This window comes from Methanosalsum zhilinae DSM 4017 (assembly GCF_000217995.1).
GTDB classification, from domain to species: Archaea; Halobacteriota; Methanosarcinia; order Methanosarcinales; family Methanosarcinaceae; genus Methanosalsum; species Methanosalsum zhilinae.
The window spans coordinates 1,161,209-1,186,092 of sequence record NC_015676.1; the positions used below are offsets into that span (position 1 = coordinate 1,161,209).

General features: G+C 36.3%; 24 protein-coding genes and 1 pseudogene. 13 read left to right on the forward strand and 12 right to left on the reverse strand.

Going from position 1 to position 24,884, the window contains the following annotated elements; translation table 11 throughout:
- Nucleotides 1–326 precede the first annotated feature (326 nt).
- Nucleotides 327–830: an immunoglobulin-like domain-containing protein gene (locus MZHIL_RS05385; protein ID WP_157209640.1), complete on the reverse strand. Its 504-nt coding sequence runs from the start codon at nucleotides 828–830 to the stop codon at nucleotides 327–329.
- A gap of 40 nt (nucleotides 831–870) precedes the next feature.
- Nucleotides 871–1,443: an inorganic diphosphatase gene (locus tag MZHIL_RS05390; protein ID WP_013898358.1), complete on the reverse strand. Its 573-nt coding sequence runs from the start codon at nucleotides 1,441–1,443 to the stop codon at nucleotides 871–873.
- 428 nt (nucleotides 1,444–1,871) lie between these two features.
- On the opposite strand from MZHIL_RS05390, the gene MZHIL_RS05395 reads away from it, so the two are divergent.
- Nucleotides 1,872–2,141 carry a hypothetical protein gene (locus tag MZHIL_RS05395; RefSeq protein ID WP_048815499.1) on the forward strand — a complete coding sequence of 90 codons (270 nt, stop codon included), beginning with the start codon at nucleotides 1,872–1,874 and terminating at the stop codon, nucleotides 2,139–2,141.
- Nucleotides 2,142–2,176: 35 nt separating this feature from the next.
- Here the strand turns inward: MZHIL_RS05395 and MZHIL_RS05400 are convergent, their stop codons facing one another.
- The 4 genes from MZHIL_RS05400 to MZHIL_RS05415 are packed head-to-tail and all read right to left on the reverse strand — an operon-like array spanning nucleotide 2,177 to nucleotide 5,980.
- On the reverse strand, nucleotides 2,177–2,584 hold the full coding sequence (locus MZHIL_RS05400; RefSeq protein ID WP_013898360.1) for a SufE family protein: 408 nt from the start codon (nucleotides 2,582–2,584) through the stop codon (nucleotides 2,177–2,179).
- Nucleotides 2,581–3,762: an aminotransferase class V-fold PLP-dependent enzyme gene (locus MZHIL_RS05405; protein ID WP_013898361.1), complete on the reverse strand. Its 1,182-nt coding sequence runs from the start codon at nucleotides 3,760–3,762 to the stop codon at nucleotides 2,581–2,583. Before MZHIL_RS05405 ends, MZHIL_RS05400 begins: the two co-directional genes overlap by 4 nt.
- Nucleotides 3,759–4,721 carry an L-histidine N(alpha)-methyltransferase gene (egtD, locus tag MZHIL_RS05410; RefSeq protein WP_013898362.1) on the reverse strand — a complete coding sequence of 321 codons (963 nt, stop codon included), beginning with the start codon at nucleotides 4,719–4,721 and terminating at the stop codon, nucleotides 3,759–3,761. The genes MZHIL_RS05405 and egtD overlap by 4 nt, the downstream gene beginning before the upstream one ends.
- The gene (locus MZHIL_RS05415; RefSeq protein WP_013898363.1) at nucleotides 4,718–5,980 is read right to left on the reverse strand and encodes a rhodanese-like domain-containing protein; all 1,263 of its coding nucleotides are present in this window, start codon (nucleotides 5,978–5,980) and stop codon (nucleotides 4,718–4,720) included. The genes egtD and MZHIL_RS05415 overlap by 4 nt, the downstream gene beginning before the upstream one ends.
- 222 nt (nucleotides 5,981–6,202) lie before the next feature.
- Between MZHIL_RS05415 and MZHIL_RS10305 the strand changes: the two are divergent.
- The 3 genes and pseudogenes from MZHIL_RS10305 to MZHIL_RS05430 all read left to right on the forward strand — a co-directional run bounded on the left by MZHIL_RS10305 (nucleotide 6,203) and on the right by MZHIL_RS05430 (nucleotide 9,463).
- Nucleotides 6,203–6,883: pseudogene (locus MZHIL_RS10305) on the forward strand (IS1 family transposase).
- Nucleotides 6,884–7,027: 144 nt separating this feature from the next.
- A complete protein-coding gene (locus MZHIL_RS05425; RefSeq protein WP_157209641.1) occupies nucleotides 7,028–7,984 on the forward strand; it encodes a DUF1638 domain-containing protein in 957 nt (318 codons plus the stop codon).
- Between the two features lie 306 nt (nucleotides 7,985–8,290).
- A complete protein-coding gene (locus tag MZHIL_RS05430) occupies nucleotides 8,291–9,463 on the forward strand; it encodes an MFS transporter (protein WP_013898366.1) in 1,173 nt (390 codons plus the stop codon).
- 90 nt (nucleotides 9,464–9,553) lie between these two features.
- Here the strand turns inward: MZHIL_RS05430 and MZHIL_RS05435 are convergent, their stop codons facing one another.
- Nucleotides 9,554–9,955: a secondary thiamine-phosphate synthase enzyme YjbQ gene (locus MZHIL_RS05435; RefSeq protein WP_013898367.1), complete on the reverse strand. Its 402-nt coding sequence runs from the start codon at nucleotides 9,953–9,955 to the stop codon at nucleotides 9,554–9,556.
- Between the two features lie 437 nt (nucleotides 9,956–10,392).
- Between MZHIL_RS05435 and MZHIL_RS05440 the strand changes: the two genes are divergently transcribed.
- Both MZHIL_RS05440 and MZHIL_RS05445 read left to right on the forward strand, forming a co-directional pair.
- Nucleotides 10,393–11,820 carry an IS1634 family transposase gene (locus MZHIL_RS05440; RefSeq protein ID WP_013898108.1) on the forward strand — a complete coding sequence of 476 codons (1,428 nt, stop codon included), beginning with the start codon at nucleotides 10,393–10,395 and terminating at the stop codon, nucleotides 11,818–11,820.
- A 138-nt stretch (nucleotides 11,821–11,958) separates the two neighbouring features.
- Nucleotides 11,959–12,522: a hypothetical protein gene (locus tag MZHIL_RS05445; protein WP_013898369.1), complete on the forward strand. Its 564-nt coding sequence runs from the start codon at nucleotides 11,959–11,961 to the stop codon at nucleotides 12,520–12,522.
- 101 nt (nucleotides 12,523–12,623) lie between these two features.
- On the opposite strand, the gene MZHIL_RS05450 is transcribed toward MZHIL_RS05445, so the two are convergent.
- On the reverse strand, nucleotides 12,624–14,627 hold the full coding sequence (locus tag MZHIL_RS05450; protein ID WP_245527575.1) for a histidine kinase N-terminal 7TM domain-containing protein: 2,004 nt from the start codon (nucleotides 14,625–14,627) through the stop codon (nucleotides 12,624–12,626).
- Between the two features lie 231 nt (nucleotides 14,628–14,858).
- Here MZHIL_RS05450 and MZHIL_RS05455 point away from each other — a divergent pair, with 231 nt between their 5' ends.
- The 3 genes from MZHIL_RS05455 (at nucleotide 14,859) to MZHIL_RS05465 (ending at nucleotide 18,152) form a co-directional block, all read left to right on the forward strand.
- Nucleotides 14,859–15,140 carry a DUF2769 domain-containing protein gene (locus tag MZHIL_RS05455; RefSeq protein ID WP_013898371.1) on the forward strand — a complete coding sequence of 94 codons (282 nt, stop codon included), beginning with the start codon at nucleotides 14,859–14,861 and terminating at the stop codon, nucleotides 15,138–15,140.
- Nucleotides 15,141–15,619: 479 nt separating this feature from the next.
- Nucleotides 15,620–17,311 (forward strand): hydroxylamine reductase, encoded by a 1,692-nt coding sequence (gene hcp / locus MZHIL_RS05460; protein WP_013898372.1) that lies wholly within the window; start codon nucleotides 15,620–15,622, stop codon nucleotides 17,309–17,311.
- Nucleotides 17,312–17,558: 247 nt separating this feature from the next.
- Nucleotides 17,559–18,152 (forward strand): VTT domain-containing protein, encoded by a 594-nt coding sequence (locus tag MZHIL_RS05465; protein WP_013898373.1) that lies wholly within the window; start codon nucleotides 17,559–17,561, stop codon nucleotides 18,150–18,152.
- A gap of 32 nt (nucleotides 18,153–18,184) precedes the next feature.
- Here MZHIL_RS05465 and MZHIL_RS05470 read toward each other — a convergent pair whose 3' ends face one another.
- Together MZHIL_RS05470 and glgP are read right to left on the reverse strand one after the other, a co-directional pair.
- The gene (locus MZHIL_RS05470) at nucleotides 18,185–18,778 is read right to left on the reverse strand and encodes a ferric reductase (RefSeq protein ID WP_013898374.1); all 594 of its coding nucleotides are present in this window, start codon (nucleotides 18,776–18,778) and stop codon (nucleotides 18,185–18,187) included.
- Between the two features lie 29 nt (nucleotides 18,779–18,807).
- Entirely contained in the window at nucleotides 18,808–20,487 is a 1,680-nt protein-coding gene (gene glgP, locus MZHIL_RS05475; RefSeq protein WP_013898375.1) for an alpha-glucan family phosphorylase, read from the reverse strand.
- Nucleotides 20,488–20,836: 349 nt separating this feature from the next.
- On the opposite strand from glgP, the gene MZHIL_RS05480 reads away from it, so the two are divergent.
- The 4 genes from MZHIL_RS05480 (at nucleotide 20,837) to MZHIL_RS05495 (ending at nucleotide 23,846) form a co-directional block, all read left to right on the forward strand.
- Entirely contained in the window at nucleotides 20,837–21,883 is a 1,047-nt protein-coding gene (locus MZHIL_RS05480) for a deoxyhypusine synthase (protein WP_013898376.1), read from the forward strand.
- A 122-nt stretch (nucleotides 21,884–22,005) separates the two neighbouring features.
- Nucleotides 22,006–22,515 carry an ArsR family transcriptional regulator gene (locus tag MZHIL_RS05485; protein WP_013898377.1) on the forward strand — a complete coding sequence of 170 codons (510 nt, stop codon included), beginning with the start codon at nucleotides 22,006–22,008 and terminating at the stop codon, nucleotides 22,513–22,515.
- Nucleotides 22,512–23,300 carry a DUF7839 domain-containing protein gene (locus MZHIL_RS05490; protein ID WP_013898378.1) on the forward strand — a complete coding sequence of 263 codons (789 nt, stop codon included), beginning with the start codon at nucleotides 22,512–22,514 and terminating at the stop codon, nucleotides 23,298–23,300. Before MZHIL_RS05485 ends, MZHIL_RS05490 begins: the two co-directional genes overlap by 4 nt.
- Nucleotides 23,301–23,312: 12 nt before the next feature.
- Nucleotides 23,313–23,846, forward strand: coding sequence for a metallophosphoesterase (locus MZHIL_RS05495; RefSeq protein WP_013898379.1), 534 nt, complete (start codon nucleotides 23,313–23,315; stop codon nucleotides 23,844–23,846).
- 23 nt (nucleotides 23,847–23,869) lie between these two features.
- On the opposite strand, the gene MZHIL_RS05500 is transcribed toward MZHIL_RS05495, so the two are convergent.
- Both MZHIL_RS05500 and MZHIL_RS05505 read right to left on the reverse strand, forming a co-directional pair.
- The gene (locus tag MZHIL_RS05500) at nucleotides 23,870–24,103 is read right to left on the reverse strand and encodes a hypothetical protein (RefSeq protein WP_048815501.1); all 234 of its coding nucleotides are present in this window, start codon (nucleotides 24,101–24,103) and stop codon (nucleotides 23,870–23,872) included.
- Between the two features lie 210 nt (nucleotides 24,104–24,313).
- Nucleotides 24,314–24,883 carry an RPA family protein gene (locus MZHIL_RS05505; RefSeq protein ID WP_013898381.1) on the reverse strand — a complete coding sequence of 190 codons (570 nt, stop codon included), beginning with the start codon at nucleotides 24,881–24,883 and terminating at the stop codon, nucleotides 24,314–24,316.
- Between the last annotated feature and the right edge of the window lies 1 nt (nucleotide 24,884).

Sequence of the window (24,884 nt, forward strand, 5' to 3'; positions counted from 1 at the left end):
GGCCTGGATTTTGCTATTGCGTTCAAAATTTCATGAACATAATTAAAGGGTCACTATTCTGATTATTTTCCTTTTCATTTCAAAATGGAAATTTCTGTTAGTTGCAAATATCATAGATTTAATTGCACCTGACCACCACTCAATCTATAATTAAAATCTACCATTATATAAATAGAAAGGGTAGTAAATAATAATTAGAAAAATAAATGAGCATGCATCAGAAAAGATCTTAAATAAATCAGAGGTATGGGTAAACCATATTTATCCCAAACCCTGAAGATAAAACCTGATACTAGACTTAAAATATGCCTCAAACAGCCATCAGGTTATTCACTTTCATCTGAGATTTCAATCCAGAAGTTCTTCTCCAACTCCAGGACCTCATCAGTTTCAACACATGTTATCTGCTTGTTAATGCGATATTCTCCACCTTTTACCTCATCGACAAAGTTATCTGCCGGATTAAAGCTCTGAGTAAAGCTCTCTCCTGGATTAAGGAAAATCATATCCATAGGCCATACCAGATCAAGTTCTACCGACTCCCATTCCTCAGCATCTTCGTTATAGTAGTCTACATCAAATACTCTACTGAAAGTTAACTGAGTATCACCGGTATTCTGTATTTCAAACTCTATATTTTCATATTGGTCAAAGCTCTTTTTTGGTAGATTAATGACTGCTTCAGGAGATAGCTCCTCATCCGGGATTATATCGTCTATTTCATTGTCCAGACATCCTGCAAATAGGACAAGGAGTGAAATAACTGCAATTGCAATTAATGGAATCCATATTTTTTCTCGACTCTTGCTGCTATATTTGCTATTTTCCATAATGTTCACCATATTAATTATTGCAATCCAGAGTAATAAATTATTCTTTAGGTTCAGGAGCATTCGCAGCTATTGCATCTCTGAAATTTTCGTTATAGAGTTGTACAGAGTGGTCAATTGCCTCAACCGCTGCATCCTTTGTATCCCATCCTTTCACAGAAACGTGTTTTCCGATTTCAAGGTCCTTATATCTTCTGAAGAAGTGCTGGATCTCATTTAATATGGGCTCCGGCACATCGGATAGCTCTCTTATATGATTGTAACGGTGATTCCTGGCAGGCACTGCCAAGATTTTATCATCCTTTTCATTGGAATCCGTCATCATCAACAGACCCACGGGTCGTGCTTCTATGACACAGCCAGTAAATGTCCTCTCATCCATGAGCACAATTATGTCCATGGGATCGCCATCATCATACATTGTTCGAGGAATAAATCCATATTCTCCGGGATAGTGCATTGGACTGTAGAGAACTCTATTGAGTATATATGTGCCATACTCTTTTGAATACTCTATTTTATTCCTGCTTCCCATTGGAATTTCTACTACAGCATATACAATTTCCGGGACTTCCGGGCCTGCCGGAAGATCTCTCCAGTGATCATTAATCATATTTATGTCCACCACTCATTTTCCAGACTCAAAAAGCTGGTTTCAATATATTATAACAGGGTGCTACAATACTATAAATGTGATGCATTTGATAATTTGATAATCCAACCAAAATTCTAAAATCCCGATACGAATAAATATACCAGCTGATTATTTTATTATACTATTGATAGTTAGACATACTTTTTTTGATATTAAATAAAAAGGACCTATTTTTGATCAGTTGTTATCATGTTATTCTGATATGATTAGTCCAGGTGAAGACGTGAAGAGTTTTAATTATAATGTTGAGAGTTCAGCTAATAAGTAAATCTCTTTCACCAAGAAAGAAATCAAAAAAAGCTCACCACGAGCATATATGAAATGGGACGAAAACGAAGAAACTAAATTTGTAAATTTATTTAATTCAGGAAAAAGTATAGAAGAAATTGGGTACATTCTTGGAAGAAATAAAGAATCCACTTATAGAGTTGATAGAAGCCGAGCCAGTGGTAGAAGAACTTGGACCTGAAACAAACTCACCTTTAAAGAGAAAAATGGTAGAACAAGAGAATCTTGTTAATATGTATACAAAACAGGGTCATTTCAGGCACACACTTGAATCATTGGTACTATTGGCTCAATTGAAAGAGTTGGAGAATGGCGGGAATCCTAATTGTCTATTCTGTGACTATAAAGAAATATGTGAGTTGGTATAATACGAAAATTAGGTAAAGACATATGCAGAATATTTCTAATTAATTTCCGTTTCTGCCACTTCACGTATTCTCTTGATGATGGAAGCCAGCCCATCAGCCCTTGCTGGGGATAGGTTCGATTTCAGCCCGGTTTCTTCGATAAAGTATAGGTCAAGGTCTACAATTTCCTGAGGAGATCGGTTATTCATAACTTTCATTAATAGATAGATTATACCTTTTGTAATCATAGCCTCACTATCAAGATGAATTATGAGTTTACCATTTTCTATATAGGTTCGTATCCAAACCTTGGACTGGCAACCACTGATTGCGTATTCTTCTGTCCTGAACTGCTCATCCATTGGTTCAAGTTCTCTGGCAAAGGAGATGAGTAACTCATATTTTTCAAGCCATTCAAGTCCATGGAACTGCTCGATGATCTCATCCTGGATATGGTCGCTCATGAAAACATCATCCTTGCTTTTTCTATACTATCCATGAGAATATCGACATCATCCTTTGTGTTATACAATGCAAAACTTGCTCTCACGGTACCTTCAGTGCCAAGGAATTTCATCAATGGCTGTGCACAATGATGACCTGTTCTGACAGCAACTCCCATCTTATCCAGTATAAGGCCTAAGTCATAATGGTGGATATTTTCAATGTTGAATGATATTGAACCACACATATCTTCGTTATTCCCGTAAACAGTAATGCCATCGGTATCAAGCAATCTTTCCTTTGCATAGGAATATACATCATGTTCGTGTTTCCTGATCTTATCAAGACCAATATCCTGCATATAATCAATTGCTGAATTAACACTTATGGCACCCGAAATATTAGGTGTTCCTGCCTCGTACCTTAAAGGAGGAGAAAGGTACGTTGACCCCTCAAAGGTCACTTTATCGACCATACCACCACCACCTCTTGCAGGCATAATATCACTGTACCTATTGTTGGTATAAAGAACCCCAATACCTGATGATGCGTACATCTTATGTCCAGAAGCAGCCAGAAAATCACATCCAATTTTTTCAACGTCAATAGGTAAATGTTGTATCGATTGGGCTGCATCTACCAGGACAGGAATGTCGTGTTCTTTTGCAATTTCAGTTATTCTCTTAATATCGTTCACGGTTCCAAGTACATTGGAGACATGAGAGATGGCTATTAGCTTGGTTTTATCCGTGATCTCTATGGAGTCCAGTAACAAATTACAATCTTCATCCATAGGTATGGTTTTGATCTTAGCCTCTGCTAGCTGCCATGGAACAATATTTGAATGGTGTTCCATTCCACTTATGAGTACCTCATTCCCCATCAAAGTTGATTTCAGTGAAAATGCGACCTGATTGATCGAATCGGTTGTACCTGCAGTAAATCTAATTTCACTTGGATCACTGCTGCCAATGAATGTACTTATCTTCTTCCTTGCCTCTTCATACCGATCACTTGATAGCTCACTAAGGTAGTGTACACCTCTGTGAATATTACTGTTATCATATTTGTAAAAGTCAGAAATGGCATCGATCACAGAACTGGGTTTTTGGCTTGTAGCTGCATTATCAAGGTATACTAATCTCTGACCATATATCTTATTTTTAAGTATAGGAAAATCATCTCTAAGATCAATCATTCTTTCACCATTTCAACAAGTGAGAACCATTTTTTATCATCAGAATAAATATCAGATACAAAAAGACCAGCAGTATCTGCCATATCATAGATGTGCTGTACAGTATACTTATGTGAATTTTCTGTATGAATGGTATCCCCTTTCTTGAAGATAATACGTTCCTTAAACAAATCACTTTTAACTACTAGATCCCTTTTTGCTTTCAAGTGCATCTCGATTCGTGAAAATTCTTTGTTGAAAAAAGCAACATGTTCAAAATCATCTGGATCAAAGTCAGTTCCTATATGATTGTTTGCGACCTTTAAAATATTCTTATTAAACTCCGCAGTAATACCCAGACTATCATTATATGCTCTCTCAAGTACATTGATATCTTTCACCATATCAACTCCGAGAAGAAGCCTATCATTTTCATTCATGACTTGTCCAAGCCGTTTCATGAATTCAGTAGTCTTAGCACGAGTAAGATTACCTATTGTACTCCCGAAAAAACAGAAGAACCTGTTCCTATCTCCAGGTATTAAATCCATACTTTCAAGGAAATCGGCATTAATTCCATGAATACCTATCTCAGGGAATCTGTTCTGTAGAATATGACCAGATTTTTCCATAGCATCCTTGGAAACATCTATTGGATAATAAATGATGGTTTCACGAATGTCTTTTGGAACTGCATCAAGGAACACTGAAATCTTAGAACAGTCACCACTCCCGAGTTCTACAAGGTTACAGTTCTTCAGTTCAGAATTAACTTTTTTAGCAGTCGATCTTAAAAGTGGGATCTCAATGTCAGGTAAATAATATTCTTCAAGTTTTGTTATTTGTTCGAACAGTTCCGAACCTTTCTGGTCATAGAAGAACACAGATGGTAATGTCTTTGGCTCAGACCTTAAACAAGTTAAAAGTCTTTCTTGAACTGAACGTTCTCCAATCTCAGGCATAAAATTCTGTATGATCATTTTTCTGGCACACCTGTTTCAAAAGGAAGATCATTATTACTCCACTCAAACCATCCACCGTCAAAGACCGCTGCATTGTCCCAGCCCATGAGCCAAGCGTTAAGGAATGCTTCACTTCCTCTCCATCCAGTACCACAATAGAAGGCATTGCGTTTTTCGGGAGTTATACCTAATTCTTTCCATTTATCTTCAATTTCATGGTATTCTCGCATAGTGTGGTCCAGGTTCCTGTAGTTCTCCATGTGATAAGCATCAGTTCCGCAATCCCCGAACACAGATCCCGGGATACGACCTTTTTTCTCAATATAGTTATAACCACTTACTTCACCAATATATTCTCTCCAACTCCTGACACTTACCAGTTTTTTGCCAGGGTCTGAAAGTATCTCCTTTGCTTCCTCAAGATCAACAGCAATTTTAGGGTTTAAAGGAATATTGGCACCAAAAGATACTTTACTTATTTTAGCAGGTTCTGTTGTGACATTATAACCTGCATCAAGCCAGGACTGGAGTCCACCATTAAGGATCCTTACATCCTTGACTCCAGCATAAAGCATTATGAATGCACATCGCATTGCACCAAGGTGACCCGCGCTACTGCCTGGAAATGGGTCATCGTTCTTTGGGTAGGAGAACCTTCCATATACAATAACTGTTGTTTCACTGGAAATACCTGCATTTTCAAGTGCATCTTTTAGTTCTTCTGGTGAACGACGGTTCCATGTATCCTCGGATTCGAGTGAATTGGTATCAAGTGGGATCGAGCCTGGAATATGACCTTTTTCATAATCCACTGGATTTCTGTAATGGCAATGGCATATGACATACTTATCATTATCATATTCAGGTGCATTGTCGGTAGTTATCAATTGGTTCAGCCAATCAGGAGATACTAAGTGTCGGTACCTCTCAAGTCGGTCCATTGGCAGATTCCTTTCTACCCACTCGAAAAAAGAAGGGTATATGTTCAGGTCAGTATAACCAGCCTTTTCAAACATTCTGGCAACCTCTTCTGCTTTCTCTGAGTCATAACCGTAAATTACAAGTTTGTCTTGTGGGAGAATATCCTTGCTCCTAACGATCTCGATCCAGTCAATGTAGTTTACCCACTTGTAAGGTAGTGATTTTGCACTTCTTATATGCCCACCTCTGTTTTCCCCATTCTCCTTCCATCCATTATAAGCATCTACAGATCTAATATCAATGACTTTGTATCTATGCAAGTTTTCTAATAATTCATCAGTTGAAATGGATTTCATGAACTTAAATTGGTTAAGATAATATATGTAATTTAGGAAATATTGAGATTAGATTGATGTCTAAAAGCCCTAAAATTTAACTAACAATGATATAGATTCTATATTATGTTAATGAAAATATAGTAAAATCCCTACAATTATCATGTCATCAAATTTAATCGCGCTAAAGTAAGCATTGTCTTGTATTAAAATTGTGGCATTGGTATCTAAACATAGTTATACATGAATTGTCCAAGATGCAAGAGTGCTGATCACAAAAAGAACGGTAGAATAGGTGGACGTCAACATTACAAATGCAATGATTGCGGGTATAACTATTCAGTGGAAATTAAATCGACTACTAATCCAATGTCTGTTAAACGGCAGGCTTTACAACTATACCTGGAAGGGTTAGGGTTTCGTTCAATAGGACGTTTTTTAGGAGTAAATCATGTTTCTGTTCAAAAATGGATAAAGAAATTTGGCCAGGATATAGAGAATATAAAAAGTGAAAATGAAATCTCTATCGTGGAACTGGATGAGATGCACACTTATATCGGGAACAAAAAAATATTGCTGGATCTGGATTGCTTTTGATAGAGTTGGGAAAAAATTCATCGACTGCTCTTTTGGTAGCAGAGGAACAGAAACAGGACAAAAACTCGGAGAATATTTAAAAGAAAAGGAGATTGAAGAAGTAATGACTGATTACTGGAGGGCATATGCAGAGTTTGTTCCAGAAAATTTTCATACTCAATCCAAAACTGAAACATATACCGTCGAAGGATATAACAGCATATTAAGGCACTTTCTGGCAAGATTGCGAAGAAAAAAAAGTGTTATACTAAGAGTCTTGAAATGCTGAAGTACTCTGTTCTTATGTTAATGAAATATAGAAATAAGGAATTAACTATATTTAATTAACAATACCAATAAAAAATATTTATTGTACTGCTAGATTCTTTTTTTAGTTAACCGTGTTAAGCATACACTTAAATGTAGCAATCAATAAAGTAATTATTATTCACGGCCTTGATATAATCAATTGTGATTATTAAATTGAAGTAATTGAAAAAAGTAATGTTATTGATAATATTGATGATGTATTCAGCGTTAACAACATTGATCTATGAGATTCGAACAGGAGAAGGAAATAAAATGACGGTAATAAATATAACTGGCTGTCAAATGTTTGAGGATGAAATTGTAGAAATTATATACAGCGATCCAAAAATTGACGACGTGATCATCATTGAGAATAGTGACTGCAATGGTATAGCAAAAAAATTAAATGATGTTGGGATATCATACCAGATTATACCTTTTGAGAAAATGCCACTTATTCTAAAAGATACTGATCGTAACTATATAGTTACCATCAACATTCTCAGTATTTCTTTACACGGAGATCCAGCTTCCCTCAGAGATCATGTATATTCTAACGTCAAAGATATTTCACAATATTCTAACGGAATCCTTTTGTTTTATGGATTATGCGGAAACGTACTAAAACAGATCGAAAACGACCTAAATAGCTTATCATGTCCAGTCTCAATTTTGAAAGATAATGATGGAAAGACAGTAGATGATTGTATTGGTGCAGTTGTAGGAGGAAGAAAATCGTTTCTCAAAATGGTCTCAAGCTTTAATCGAAAAAATACACTTGTAATGACACCAATGTGGATCAACAACTGGAAAAAAATGTTTAAATATAGTGGATTTATAGAACATATCGATGATATTGAAACAGCAAAATTTGTATTAGATACAATGGGCTACGAAAACGTGGTAAAAATTAACAACAGATCTCCGCATATAAAGAACTATAAGGATAAAGTTGAAGAGTTTGCGGATCTGTTCGGATTGAATGTTCTGGAAATTGAAGGAAATAGAAAAATAATTCATGATTCATACAAAAACTTTAGGGATACAGTTATGACAAATAATTGTGTAACTTCAATAAATGCCTCCAATACCACCAGGGTATATCCCCAATCCAGAACTGAATTGCAGTATTCTCAATGATGTCTGATCCGGTTTTGCAATGAAATGAAGAAACAGTATTTCACCCAGTTATTAATATATACTATACCTGATATTTTTTAGAGTAAAAAAAGCACCTCTCATGGATGATAGCTTAAGGTTATTTTAAGAAATTGATAGGTAGATATAAATCGGAATAATTTAATTTTCTGTTCTGAATTCAGAGTGTAATTTCAGTATAGATACTGAGTCTGTATTCAACAAAAAATTTTTACAGTTTAAGCTTTATCAGTATAAGCTATAGCTGATTAAACTATTGTGAATCTATAAATTTGGGTTCTAACTATCATGAAATTGATTAATGATCCTTTGATTCCGATCTTTAGTATAATAGCTTTTTTTGGAATGGCTGGCGGTGCATTATTGGGACCTGCTCTTCCACTGATGGTAGAGCCGCTTGAGACCACCACAAAAACAGTGGGCTGGATTATGGGAATATACACATTGTCTACAGCTATCTCAATGTTAGTTTTTGGCATGGTTACTGATCAGATCGGACGTAAAAGAATATTGGTGCCCTGTCTGCTCATAAATGGCATAGCTGGATTTGCCTGCTATTTTGCTCCAAATATTACAATTCTTCTGATACTTCGATTTATTCAGGGAATTGGAATAGCTGGTATGATACCAATTGCAATGACTATGATCGGAGAACTTTATGAAGGACTTGACCGGGTCCATGCAATGGGAAGGATCAGTATCACTACTTCTTTGGGTGCCATTTCTGCACCTCTGATCGGTGGTTCAATGGCTGTTGTATCATGGAACTACCCGTTTCTATTTTATGCCTTAACAATTCCGCTTGCTATCTTTGTTATGTTCATTTTGCCAGAAACAAATCTTGCACCGATAAAAAAGAAACGAATGTTTAGCAAGATGTTTTCAATAATTAAGGATATTAAAATATTTTCTATAATGTTCCTGTGTTTTGTTACATTCTTTTTACTTTTTACTATAGTTATCTATATACCTTTCATTTTGATCAATATATATGGTTTTACAGCTCAAAAAGCAGGTCTTGTAATTGGTATCCAGGGGATATCAATGGTCATGGCTGCTTCACAGGCAAAAATGCTATCAGCAAGATTTCAATTTAGTACTCTTGTTTTTGTGGGGTTTTTATTCATGGGGCTCGCAATATTAGGCATGGGAGTATCCGATTCATTGAATTTAATCTACCTGCTTCTGTTAATATTTGGTATTGGCTTTGGAATTACCCAACCGATGTTAAGTGCCTGGATCACTTATGCATCTCCAAAAAATATGATGGGAAGCACTGTTCTTATATTTAATACAATGAAATATATAGGGCAAACTGCAGCTCCTGCAATCCTTGGTCCAATACTGATGAGAACCGACTTCAGCACTATTTTTATACTTTCAAGTGTATTGGGATTCTTTGTTGTAGTTTCTACACTTTATGCCAGAAAAAAATCGGATTTATTTGAAAGTCTAAACTAGATTTTAAAAAATTTGAGTTTCTATAATTGAAGTCTATTCTGAATCTGATGCTGTAGCTATTTTTACAGTCAATCCTTTTTTAAAATTAGTTCAACTACTGTTTGTAGTCGGTACCAGAGATATACTGATATTTCTTTTTCTTGGACCATCCAGTTCTACAAAAAAAATACTTTGCCATGTTCCAAGAGATAGATTGCTGCTTTTAAAAGGAACAATCGCAGAGTTTCCGAGAAGAACGGCTCTCATATGTGAATCTGCATTGTTATCGATAGTGTCATGTCTGTAACCTGCATTTGGAGGAATGAGCTTTTTTAACATATCCATAATATCTGAAACTAGACCAGATTCATTTTCATTGACAAATACAGCTGAAGTTGTGTGAGATGTATATATTATACATATTCCTTCATTAATGCTGCTTTGTTTTACGATTTCAGAGATTTTACCTGTGATATCGATCACTTCAATACGTTTATTTGTAGATATTTGCATAATTGAGCCTCTTTTTATTCCTCTGACGGATGATTATAATCCATATCTCGCATTAATCCATTATCATATCTGTGTCTCAGTTTCGTCCAAATCATTATTGATTCACACCATGCCTTAAAAAGGTGATTTGCATTGCTAATATAACTATTGACAGAACTATCCTCTGAATCAAAATTTCTTATCACATAATAAATAGTAGATACAATATTTCTATCTGAAGTTTAAAAATTATTGGAGTGGTTGAAAATGAATTTAAAAATTGGTAAAAGTTTCCTACCAAGGGCGAGCATAGTGCTTGTTTTCTTGACAGCATTCATGCTGATGGTAACAGGTTTTGCTTCTGCCCAGACATGGGATGAAAGTGATTTTTCCCAGCAACCCAACTTTGACAGTCAAAAGTAATAAAAGTGTTCTTAGCTTTGTTGTATTCGATCAAAATGCAAACAAAACTAAGAACATATGATATTGTTCCCAATGAGAATATATGCTTTCCCATCGGAACTATTCTGACTGTAAATCAACTTTATGATATCCTTGACTTTTCTACTGTTTTTGGCAAACACAAAAAGAACGGTATCGATATCAACAACCTGCTGAAAGCTCTTGTAAGCTACAAGCTTACAGATAATTTCAGCATAAGTAAAGCCCATGAATGGATTAATCGAGATGAAGTTCTTGATATCTTCAATCTTCCTGAATTCAGTGAAAGAACTCTCTACAGGGTTCTTGAAACCCTAGGAAATAATCGTGAAACGATTATTTCTGATATCCAGGACAGACTGTTTACGAGATATGACTTCGAACATACTAATATCAACATGGACTGGTCTAGTCTTGTGTTGTATGGCGATAAATCGCCACTAGGTAAGTATGGCTATAGTCGTGACCACAGGCCAGATAAAAAACAGATTACATTGGGAATAAGTGAACTTGCAGATCCTATTAATGTCCCTATAGGTATCACAGTTGAACAGGGTAACCTGTCGGACCAGACACATTTCAAGAGAACTTATCAGCAAGTTAATAGAAGATTGAAACAAGGATCACTTGTTGTTTTTGATAAAGGAGCTCATAGTGTAGATAATACTGCCATGATAAGGGCAGATGAGATGCATTATTTGACTGCAAGGAAACTCAATAGAAGCGATGATAAGAAAATAGCAACGTTCTGGGAATCTTCTCCTGAACTGATAGATCCAGAAAATGGAATCTATGGTCTTAAGATCGTTAAAACAAGTAGTGTAAACTACTTCTATTTTTCAAAGAAACTTCAGAAAGAACAACTTGATTCAAAAGCAAGAAAAGTTATGAGACAAATAAAGGAAGCAAAGGTAATACAGGAATCTATTGACAAGAACAAAAAAATTCCTAAAAGATTCAGGATCAACAATGTCCTTGTTGATGTGACTTATTCTCTGCAGACAAAACTGATGGAGCTTGATGAACAGGAAGCTACAAAACTTCTTGAAGAACATCTTATTACAGGCAGAGAAGGATTTTTCTGCCTGAAATCAAGCGAGAATTTGACACTAATAGAAGCTCTTCAAACATACAGAAAAAAGGATAGTATCGAGAAAATTATTAATTCGCTGAAAAATGAGATAGAGATTAAACCACTACGAGTATGGACGGATGCTAGCATTTATGGTGCTGTGATCATTGGGTTCATTGCACAACTGTTCATATCGTTGATGCGATATGAGTTCAACGAACTCAAGCACAAGTCAACAAAATTCATCAAAAATAGCCTATTGAATTTGACAGTAACCGTTGATTGCACGAAAAGTCGAGCAAAAAGGTACATTTACGCAAACTTTGATACCATGAACACGCTGATTTTAAGGCAAAAATGGACAAAATCGTAGTACTTAGCATGAAATAATTTGAACTGTCAAATAGCTTTTCCTGACAAAAAAACGAGAATTTTGGGTTGAAAGAGAATACATTATCTTCTCCAAGGAGTCAAAACTGTCAAACTTGGGCAGCAAGAGTTTGGGATAAATATGACAAAAGAAAATGTTGGAGACGATTTCAAATGGATAGTCCAGATGAGTGGTATTGATGGACATACCTCAACCGGTGTCCAGCTGGTCATTGGAGATTGTGATGAAAATCCAATGTTCCTGATAGGATGGAGCCCGGGTGACAGTACAGAATCTCCAATATATAAAGAATACAATGGTGGCTGGGGAGAAGCTACTACTGATCTTCCTGCTGGAATGAGTGTTAGCGGTAACTACAACGAAGATTACTATGAAATCGTGATCCCAAAAGATGCCGTTAGTGAGGGTGATAAATATTGCTGGGCAATTAATGTAGAGGCAACTGCACCGGGTGTTATTGGAGAAGAAACCGAAAGTGTACAGCAGCATTTCCCTGCAGATTGGGGAAGATGGAATGCTCCCACTGAAAACTGTTACTGCGAAACAATTGAGAGAACAGATGAGAAACCGTACCGTGGTGGCATGGGCATGGATACAGATGTTCCGACTGCCAGCTCGATATTCACAGTAGCTTTTATTGGAATGTCTCTACTGGTATTCATGAGATTCAGAAAAGATGAATAAGCATTAAAATATGGCCTTTCGGCCATTTTTATTTTTCTTAATCCTTTGCTGCAGAAAATTCATCCTTAATTCAAAGCTGCTTTTAATGGATTATCCTTTTTTTACTCAATATTTTTTTTAAAATTTATAGTGAACTTTGTACCACGGGTTCTATTGATGTGTAAATTGCCGTGCAGCTGCTGTGTCAGCATTGATATTAACTTTAAACCAAGAGAATTACTTTTTTTTGGGTCTATATTTTCAGGCAATCCAATGCCGTCATCACTTACAGTGAAAACATATGAATCATCAACTGACCTGAATCCAATATATATATTTCCAGATTTCTGAGAAGGATAGGCATGTTTTAGTGAATTGGTGATCATCTCATTAAGTAAAAGACCAACCGGAGTAGCAGTATCAATTCCCAGATTTACATTTTCCACATTAACATGAACCATTACGTTTTCATTTTGCTTGTATAATTGGATCAGGTAGTCAGAAATCTGTTTCACATAATCGGGCATATTTATGTTAGCATAGTCATCTGCTTCATACAGTTTTTCGTGGGCAATTGACATAGACCTTATTCGGGTCTGTGATCTGGTAAGTACAGCTTCAAGCAGCTCGTCATTCAGGTTTCTTTTCTCCAAATTAATTAAGCTTGAGATAACCTGAAGATTATTCTTTACACGGTGGTGAATTTCCTTTAATAGAATTTCGTTTTTCTGGACATTTCTTACCTTAACCTTATCTGTAATATCAAAGATGGTACCATCTATCATATTTTTTGGGTTGACCTTTCCCCTTTCACCAACCCATTTTATAGAACCATCTGATGTAATTACCCTGTATTCGATATCATAAAATATGTTAGCATCTATTGCTTTTTGAATTGACTGTTTTACAAATTCCTTATCATCAGGATGAATAATGCTGGAATATGGCCTGGTAGTGCTATTGATAAAATCCACAGATCTGTATCCAGTAAGTTCTTCTATCTTATCATCCAGGAATTCCATTGTCCAGTCAGGATCATTGCAACATCTGAATATGACAGCAGGTACATTTTTTAAAATCAACCTGAGCCACAGCTCATTGTCATGAAGCTTTTGTTCTATTGTTTTCTTTTCCGTGATATCCCTGAAAATGAACAGTTTCCCGGTATGTTCTCCATTTTTACTTTTAATGCAAGAAGAGCGAATATCGATCCATTTTTTATGCCCTTCTGTCTCAGAGAAACATTCAATGTGCTCAACATCTCCTACATTTTTTCCATTTAAAATTTGAAAAGGTTTGAAAAGATTACCGAGGGGCTGCCCTTTTATACACACCTCATTGCCAAATAGATCAACAGCGGTACGATTTATATCTGTAATCCTATTCTGACCATCTACTAATACAATCCCATCTGTCATCTCATTAAATATCTGGCTTCTGACTACAGGTAAAGGATCAAATATTTTATAATAAAAAATTCCATATCCAAAAAACATACTTGCTATAAATATCCCAAATGGACCCATGTCAATGCTGTATGGATTTTTGTTTAAAAGATTTATAATTAGTGCAATCCATGGAAAAAAAGCACCAACTAACAGAATCATATAATTTTTTTTATAGTAACCTGTAGATTTTCTGTACTCATTAAACAATAATAAGGTCCCTGCAAGTAAAAATAAATTCAGATATATAATGTGAAAATATCCCCATGTGCCTCTCTGAAAATCGATTATATATAGTCCATTTAAACTTTTTATTGTAAGATCATAATAAAACATATAATGTATATGGTTAGTAGAAAGCATTACCATACTTATAACGGGTACTAGGAAAATTGCAATTACCACAGGTGCTTTTAGTGAATTTGATTTGCCAGTATACTGCAACACAAAAATAAGCCATATTGCAGGCAACAAATAAATGACCGAAAGCTGAAAATTTAGCCACATTGTGGCACTAAAAACATCACTGCTTTGTAGTTCGAAAAAGTAAGCTATAGAATAAGCTGCCCCTGCTAACATAAGAGTTGCAATCGAGTTTGTTCCCTGTTTATTGTGATTTTTAAAGCACAGAGCAGAAACCAGTATAAGGATAACCGTGCAAAATAGCAGCGCATTCAGCACAAATAACTGTAGTGAAATTTCTGAAATCAAATCGTTTTATCTCCAATAAAAGAATCACATTTAGAAATTCTGGCCTGGCATGAAACAATTATAACTACCATTATTTACTTGTTTTGTAATGACTTGTCGGTTGACAAAAAGAGTAAATACTAATCATGCATATTTTATTTTAGTACTTATTTCAGGTCTAAATTCTGAAAGGTACATCTCAAATTAACAATGGTGGGGCCAATGGGACTTGTAAAAAGAACAAAAGAAAATCTGAAGAAATGTCTCTGTATAAAATGTCCAAGCTATGCTGCAGTATGTAAAGTGAAATCAATACCAGATAATCTGGTGCATATGCTAAAAAAAGATATTGAGACTGTTGAACACATGGAAGGTTTATTTTGTGCTTTCGGTAAAAGTAAGTGCATAACCAGAGAAAAGGGATGTATATGCCCGGAATGTGAAGTTTACAGCGAAAATAATCTTTCTAAAATGTACTTTTGCCTTGAAGAGCGAGGTAAATAATCAGGGTAGTTGCATATTTTTTATTCTTTTTGGATACACCATAAATAGTGCTATGCAACATTTCTGAAAATCCCATATCAATGGCAAAGAAGTTATGGCTGAATTCTCGAAGATCATTTCATAAAAAATAGACCAATTCAAAGCATTTTTGGATAATATCCTTCTGCAGTGATATCTTAACCCATTTAGAAAAAATACTCTGGGTTGTTTCCGGATGACGTATATTACGGAACCTAGACAGCAAGGGCACTGAATAATTACAGGGTGAGTGAGGATAGGTTCCCAGAATTCTTGATCCTTTAAAATTAACAGGGCTGAGAGATTAAAAACAATCAATGATGTTCTTTTACATTTAATTCGCACTGCCTGTAATACAAATTTTTATCTAGCCAGTATCACATTGGAAACTTTCTAATTTATATGTAAGTTTCATTATAATACTAAGTATCCAAAAGATATCAAAACTTAGGAGGAAAAATATGTATTGTTACCAATGTGAAGAAACAGTTAAAGGAGAGGCATGCACCAAAACAGGCGTATGTGGTAAATCTGATGAAGTGGCAGATTTGCAGGACCAGCTCATATACATGCTTAAAGGGCTTGCTGTTGTCAATCAGAAAGCAAGAGAAAAGATTCCTGAAGATTCTGGATTGAAAGCTCAGATACTTAAATTCATAAAGGGAAATCAGAAAACCAAAGATGAAGATTTAGAGGAACACATCAATTCACGGTTTATGGAAGAATCAATTTTCTCAACAGTAACCAACGTCAATTTCAGTAATTCCTATTTCAAAAACCAAATTCAGGAAACATACAGACTTCGTGAAGGACTAAAATCCATACTCAAAGAGAGTGGTGTAGATCTGAGCAATCTTCCTTCTGCAGTCAATGTTAAACCTGAGGATCTTACCAGTACCCCAGAAGTTAGTATACTTTCAACCGAGAACGAAGATATCAGGTCCCTTAGAGAATTGCTTACCTATGGAATAAAAGGCATGGCAGCATATGCATATCATGCAAGGATGCTTGGATGTACTGATAATGAAATTTCAACATTTATGGAAAAAGGCCTTGCAGCAACACTTGATGATTCACTTTCCTCAGATGATCTGACAGGTCTTGTGCTTGAATGCGGTAGTGTTGGCGTTAAAACAATGGCTCTTCTTGATGAAGCAAATACTGCTGCCTATGGTCACCCTGAACCAACAAACATCAATATTGGAGTTCGTGACAATCCAGGAATCCTGATCAGTGGACATGACCTCAAGGATATGGAACAGCTGCTGAAACAGACCGAAGGTACTGGAGTGGATGTCTATACCCATGGAGAAATGCTTCCTGCAAATACATATCCTGCATTCAAGAAATATTCCCACCTTGTAGGCAATTATGGAGGTTCCTGGTGGAAGCAGAAAGAAGAGTTTGAAAAATTCAATGGTCCGGTACTGATGACTACAAACTGTCTTGTACCGCCGGCAGATTCCTATTCGAACAGAATCTTCACCACTGCAATGGTTGGATTCGAGGGACTAAAGCACATTGATGAAATGGAAAATGGTACTAAAGATTTCTCAAGAATCATTGAAATAGCAAAAAATTCCAGACCACCTGAAAAGCTTGAGGATGGTGAAATAACCGCAGGTTTTGCTCACAATGCAGCCCTTTCAGTTGCCGATAAGATAGTTGATGCCGTCAAAGGTGGCCAGATATCCCGATTTGTTGTAATGGCAGGATGCGATGGAAGACATAAAGAAAGAGAATACTACACCGATTTTGCAAAACAGTTACCTGAAGACGCTGTGATCCTGACAGCCGGTTGTGCAAAATACAGATATAATAAACTTGACCTGGGCGACATAGGTGGTATACCAAGAATTCTGGATGCGGGACAGTGTAATGATTCCTATTCACTGGTAGTTGTTGCACAGAAACTGGCACAAGCTTTTGATCTTAAAGATATAAATGAACTGCCGGTATCATACAACATTGCATGGTATGAGCAAAAGGCAGTTCTGGTACTTCTTGCACTTCTCAGCCTCGGGGTCAAAAATATTGTGCTGGGTCCAAAACTGCCGGCATTTGTATCACCCAATGTACTCAATGTACTGGTTGAAAACTTCAATATCAGTGCCAATACCACTGTCGAGAATGACATGAAGAGGCTCATTTAAGCCTCTTTTCACCCCTCTTTTTAACTATAATTTCCTTCTTATTTCGCGGATTTTATCGCCACTGTCCAGTACTCATAACTGATTTTCTGAGCTGTTTTCCGGTTAATTAAAAGTACATTGTCTGCTATATCTAAAAATATATATTGGATCATCCTTTATGGAGTCGATTTTCATTTTTTTGATAAAATCGTTGAGCAAAAAATAATGAATGTATCCAGAGGATAAAATCAATAGAGGTACTTTTAATTTGACAAAAGAATGTGCAATTTCAAGGTATACCAGTTTTGGTCGAAAAAGAAGCATGCAGATATTTTTCATTATTGCTTTATTTGTAGTATTGTGGTCGATTTTTCTGCATTTCTATCCTCCTGCACAGATAGTGGCAATGCTTGGAGTACGAAATGTTTACATTTTTGTATTTTTGTTGGCAATGATTGGAGGAGTTTCTATTTTCACCACTACTCTATTTTACACTTCATTGATCACGATCGCTTTTGGCGGGGTTAACCTTATCTGGCTCTCTTTATTTGCAAGTACTGGTCTTCTTTTTGGAGACCTTATATTTTATTATATGGCTAAAACCGGAAGCCAGTGTGTACCTCAAAAATATGAAAATATTGTTAGTCGTTTGAAAGAATTCATGTACAGATACAGTGACAGAACAATCATCTTTATAATTTTTGCCTACTCTCTTACTCCACTTCCAAGTGATGCTATTTCAATTGTTCTTGGAGTATCAGCGTTTCCAATTAGAAAAATGATTCTGCCACTGATTTTAGGTAAATTTTTACTGATACTGCTCTTTATTGAAATTGTATTTCTTGGGTACAGCTTCTTTTAACAGATCTAAATAACCAGATTTATCCATATATATCAACGATTTTTTAGTCTCTTACTTATGAAAACATATACAACAACCAGTCCCATCAGGATGAAAATAACTCCCAGAGGATTTGTGAATGTCAGGTCAGTTCCTATAAGCAGACCATGAATCAGGGCAAATAAAAACGCAACATAATTCACCAGGTGAATGTATCTCCATCCAGATTTTATTTTACTTCTATATATTCCAGCGAGTGCACCAATAATAAATAGGTATAAAGCAGGTCTGCCAGCTAATTCAAGAAATGTTTCCAATGGGCTCAGAACAACACTAAAAGGGGATAAGCTGCCAACATTTATGGCAAAAGATGTTGCATGAGTCAATATAAGAGCCAGTCCTATTGCACCAAATAAATGATGTATTCTCAGAAATGGTTTTCCAAAAATCTTCCTAACTTCCATCATATATTCAGAAGAAATAATTGCCACAAATAGACTGATAAACCCAAACAGAGCTGCTCCACGAATCAGCATCTCCAGGGCAGAGGCTGGAGTTTGAAATATTGTATACAAAGTACCAATTACAAGTAATAACAAAACAGCATAAACGGCTGCTTTTATTCTGAAAATAGTTTCATCTTTCATCAAATTACCCTTCCTGATAAATTATATGATTAAAGGTATGCATTTGTAACATAGTGGTGAACCATCCGATGACTGTTGAAATAATATGCGATCATTCCAATTGAATTGTTCATTATCCGTATCCATCTATTCCTTGCCTGATAATATGTTGGAATAATGACATACTCAAGCTTATTGTAAAAATCATCTTTTTCAAGAGTTTCTGTCTCTTCAGGACTCCAGTCTTCACTTGGATGGGGGCCTATAGACCATCCTGTAACACCTTCTATACACCCTTCAATCCACCATCCAGCAAGGACACTGAAATTTACCACACCGTTGTGAGCTGCTTTCATACCACTTGTACCTGAAGCTTCCAATGGCCTTTGAGGAGTGTTCAACCATACATCTACTCCAGAAGTTATCTTTGAAGCAAGTTCCATATCATAGTTTTCCAGGTAAACAATCTTAATTTCATTCTCCAGTTCCTTTATATGTTTGAATATTTCTTCGATCAATTTTTTTCCTTCATGATCTCTTGGATGAGCCTTTCCGGCAAAAATGATCTGAATCCTGCCTTTAGAATTAATCCTCTTAAGTCTTTTTATATCCTGAAAAATAAACTTTGGCCGCTTATAGCCTGTTGATCTTCTGGCAAATCCAAGCGTGAGGGAATCATAATCCAGATCTGTGTTTTTAAGCCTGTTAACATAATCTATAAGTTGTTTTTTTGCCTTCATGTGAGTATTCCATATCTCACTGTCAGTGATTCCATGAACCCTGACAAGAAGTTCTGGTTCATTTGCCCATCCAGGAATATATCTGTCATACAGTTCCCTGAAGCATTGACATGTCCATGTATAAGAATGAACTCCGTTTGTTATTGCTTCAATTTTATATCCCGGGAACATTTCTGCTGAAATATCCCTGTGTCTTTTAGCAACCCCATTTATAAAATTGGATAAGTTCAGGCCAAGAAGAGTCATATTAAGTTTCCAGTCCTTCCCTCCGTATTTACGCAATAGCCTTTGAATTTCCTCATCTGTGATTAACTGGTCAACAATATCAAAACTAAATTTGTCATGGCCTGCTTCAACTGGAGTGTGAGTGGTGAACACGCATAATTGTTTCACCTTTTTAGAGTTCATTCCATCCCGGTTCAGTAATTCAATAGTAAGAAGACTGGAATGTCCTTCATTCATATGATATTTCCTTATATTGAAACCGAGTGCATCAAGCATTCTAACTCCACCCATCCCAAGAACGATTTCCTGCTTCAACCTGTATACCTGGTCCCCTCCATAAAGATGATGAGTGATTTCTCTATCCTGTGGATCATTTACCTCAAGGTCTGTATCAAGAAGTATAACAGGCACCTTCAAACCTGTAGGGCTTTTATTTTCATACAGCCAGGCTCCTATTTTTACTTCCCTGCCTCCAATGTTGACGCTCACGTGGGTGGAAAGCATCTTCATATATCTATTGGGATCCCAGTCTTCAGGATGTTCTGTCTGCCGACCTGCTTCATCGAGTTTCTGTCGAAAATATCCTTTCTTACTGATCAGGGTTACTCCAACCAGTGGAACATTCAAATCAGTACTTGACCTGATCGTATCTCCAGCCAGCACACCCAGACCCCCATTATAGGTTGGAATTTCGTTATTCAAACCTATTTCCATTGAAAAATAAGCTATTTTTTGTCCGTCTAAAACTCCTTCAAGTTGATCCATTAAATCCCCCATTTTTGTATCACGTTATAAATAACTGGAAGCAATTCCAGGATATATATTATAGTTTTTAGCATTGAATTCTATATTCAATTAATTGTATTATATTTCTATTTGAAGGTAATTAAATCATTGGGTATGCAGCCTAGTGAACTACTCCACGCCTACACATGGAGTTCCTGCTTCACCTCTCTTCCCAAAAAAAGCAAATTCACAGACTCTTCCATAATCACATCAAATTAATGTAGATAATTTTAAAAATAATGTTGCCCTTACGGGAAATACTGAACAGAAATATCTGTTTACTCCAACATAAAAAAACACTCTAACATAATCAGGATATGAGAATTAAATGCATCAAAATACATTCACACAAAACCCTACCAAACCTGTTGATGTAAAAGATCGTTCTATTGGCGAACTTATTGATGCCATGACACACACTGGCTTCCAGGGAAGAAAACTGGCGGAGTCAGTTCATGCATGGAATAATATGCTGCATGAAAAAAACCTAACAATATTTATGGGACTTACAGGAGCAATGGTACCTGCAGGGATGCGAAAAATAATACTGTACTTAATTGAAAACAGACTTATTGATTGTCTTGTCAGCACAGGAGCAAATATATTCCATGATTGCCACGAAGCTCTTGGAATGAAACATTATGTTGGTTCTCATAAAGCAGATGACAGAGTACTTTTCGAAAACGGAATAGATCGGATATATGATGTGTTTGCTATTGAAAAAGAATTTAGAGATACGGATAACCTGATTGCGGATTTTGTCCAAAAACTTGATGACAGGCCATATTCTTCTAGAGAATTTATCTATCTTCTTGGAAAAGAAATAGAACAACTTGGAGGAAATGAGGATTCGATTATCGTCAGTGCTTATAGGAATAATATCCCGATTTTTATTCCAGCATTGTGTGACAGTTCAATTGGTATAGGTCTTGCAATTGCAAGAAGGGAAAATTGCAATTTAAAAATCATAGATCAGATTAAGGATGTAGACGAAATTACACAGATTGTAGAAAAATCAGAGAAGACAGGAGTTATCTATATAGGAGGTGGTGTACCGAAAAATTTCATCCAGCAAACTGAAATCGTGTCATCGATTATGGGAATAGAAGGTGGCGGACATGATTATGCAATTCAGTATACAACAGATGTTCCACACTGGGGCGGATTATCAGGGTGTACATTTGATGAGGCGGTATCATGGGGCAAAATCTCAACCAGTGCAAAAAAGGTACAGGTCTTTGTTGATGCCACCATAGCACTACCCATTGTCTCACATGCATTGTTTGAAAAGACAAAATATCTCAAAAGAACATATCCGATATTCAATTGGACAAACGGCTCTGGCAATTCCGGTCTGGAGATAAATTATATTTAATTAAGGTATCTTAATACTAAGTGACCCGTGCTTTCTGTCCTACAATAGAATATGTGAGATCACAATAGCTTTATTAAGTTTAAACAATATATTAGTGATAGTTTGTTATATGAGGTTTATCAATGGGAAAAAGAACTCGAATCATAAATGACCCATCTGAATTAGTTCCACTGCTCAGGATATTTGGTTCCAGAACAAATAAAAGTGTATTTGATGTGCTGTCCACCAGATGGATGACAAAAAAAGAAATGGACGAATATCTTGGAAAGGATTCGAGCAACAGTATACTATTATTAAAAAAAAGCGGTCTTGTTGAAAGTCAGTGGAAGATACCAGAACCGGGTAAAAAACCTTCCATGGAATATCATACATCATATTCAAAAGTTCAAGCAAACTTCCAGTGCTCTTTTGAAGATTTAAGTGACATTATCATGTTAGCTTTTAAACCTTATGATGAAGTTTGTGATGCAATAGAAGAACTTGAAAGATTGGTCAAAGAAGGAAATCAATCAATGAGTAGTCTTACTAGAATACTTAACAAAAGTCCGCTGTATATACGTGCTGTTGCCCGTCGTTCACAAAATATATCGGTGATGGGTCAAAGACTTAAAATCAGTGAGGAAATCGAATGATAAAGCTCTTGCACAGCAAGAGTGGAATAACAAAGTTCCAGATCCTGATAGAAATCGCTGCTCATCAACCAAATGTTCGGCAGAAAGAAATAGCTGAAAAAATTGGAATCACTCCTCAGGCTGTATCTGAATATATCAAAGAGCTGGTAAATGAAGGATTTATTGAATCGAAAGGAAGAGTCAGATACAGGATCACCAAAACCGGTGTGGAATGGGTTCTGGAAAATGCAGCAGAAATGAAAAAATATGCCCAGTTTGTGATGGGAGATATTATCAGTCATGTATCTACATGGACAGCTATTGCTGAAAAGGATCTTTCTAAGGGAGAAACGGTATATCTGAATATGAAAAATGGACTTCTCTATGTCAGTCCTAATGGAAACACAGACGCCAGGGGGGTCACAATTTCTGATGCTAAAGCAGGGGAAGATGTTGGAGTAACAGAACTGGTAGGACTTATTAATCTTGAAACCGCGAGTATTTCTATATGTAAAGTTCCACGTGTTGAAAGAGGGGGTTCAAGAAATACAGACCTCAAAAGACTTAAAATGCTGTCTGAATCAAAACCTTACATTGCTTCTGTAGGAGTGGAAGCACTCATATCTCTTAAAAAAATTGGGATCAAACCTGATGTGATGTTTGGAGCTCGTGAGGCCGTTATAGAAGCAGCTTATCATGGGCTTTCTTCAGTAGTTGTATCGATTGATGAAGAAGTTCCAGCTATTTTAAGTCGTCTGGAATCTGAAAATCTGGAATATGAGCTCGTGGATTTAACTCTGCAGTGAGGTGATTGAACCATGAAAATTATGGTAATCTCTGACACACATATCAAGCCCGGTAAGCCAGTTCCACAGTTTCTCATGGATATCGATAAATATGATACCATTGTCCATGCCGGTGATTTTACATCTTTTGAATTCTATAATCTACTGGAATCGACAGGTAGGCTCAAAGCAGTCCATGGTAATGCAGATGAACAAAAGATTAAAGATCTGCTCCCGGAAAGATTAATCTTTGAAGCCGATGGCGTGAAAATCGGAATAGTTCATGAAGGAGCCCTATCAATTAATGACACAACAGCCCTTAGGTATCTTGCACTTGAAATGGAAGTGGATATACTAATTTTTGGGCATTTTCATCGCCCTCTGATCGAAGAAAGCGACATTATCCTTATATGTCCCGGATCTCCAACAGCTCCAAGAATGGCAGATCCTTCATTTGTAGAGATAAATGTTGATAAAGGATCTGTTTCAATCAATATACTGCAAGCTGAAGGTCACTGCTGTAATTATCTTGAATTTTTGAAAAAACTGGATTCTAATGAGAAATAGCTTTACTGTGATTATAAAAAAGTTCAGGTTCTGTTCTCAATTGTCTCTATTTTGAACATAACACCCATTCCTTCAAGACTAAGGTGAACTTTATCTCCAAACTCCAGAATTTCATTTACATCCACATTATCATCCCAGTCATATACATAATCATAAGATCCCTGCATTGGCTGGAAGCCGAGGGACATAAGGGCTCGATTTACCTCCGACGGTCTGGTTCCATCACTACTGAACCATACTAAGAGATATGTTTTCATCATAATCACCTTGTAAGATATTATGAGACTAATGTTTATGTCACTTGTGGTCAGTTGGATTGCCAAAAATCTCTGAATTATCTACTCTTAAATCTTAAAAAATATGCACCCTCTGACAGGGTGCAGGCAGAGTTAACAGATTTACTCTCTATGATCATTAGAAGAAAGCAATTATTGACCTTCTTAAATAAATAGAGAGTCAGTGTTTGTTCATAAAGAATCTTCTTTAAGAGATCTTAAAGCTTTCAATACCATTTCAGCATAATGTGTTTTACTGGTATTGTAATGTTCTATTGCTTTAATTATATTATTCTGAGATCCGTCAAGTGCATCTATTCTGTCAAGAGTATTTCTGGCTGCATCAAGTACCCACATATCCCTTGTATCAGCATCAACAACGTTTATTGACTCAGGCCTTACTGATGTAAGGATATCTCCTTCTGCAGTAGTAAAAGTACTGGGTTTACCTACAACAGCGACAAAAGCAGGAGTTTCACATTCGGATAGCATCTGAGCTGCTTCTGGCTGATATTGTCCTGCATACACAAGGAAAGAACCTGTGGGATCTGAAACTCTTCCTCTCCAGTATTCAGAATCGGTCCCAATATCTTCGGTCTCCGTAAGAGTTCCAATAATAAAGAGGCGGTTTACTTTTGCTCCAGTCGGTGTTAAGAGATATTGAGGAGCATAAAGATCATTCTCATCTTTGAAGCTTAGGTTGGAATCTCTGAATTCCTGAGCAAAAACCCTCTGGGCAACTTCTCTAACATATCCTTTCATC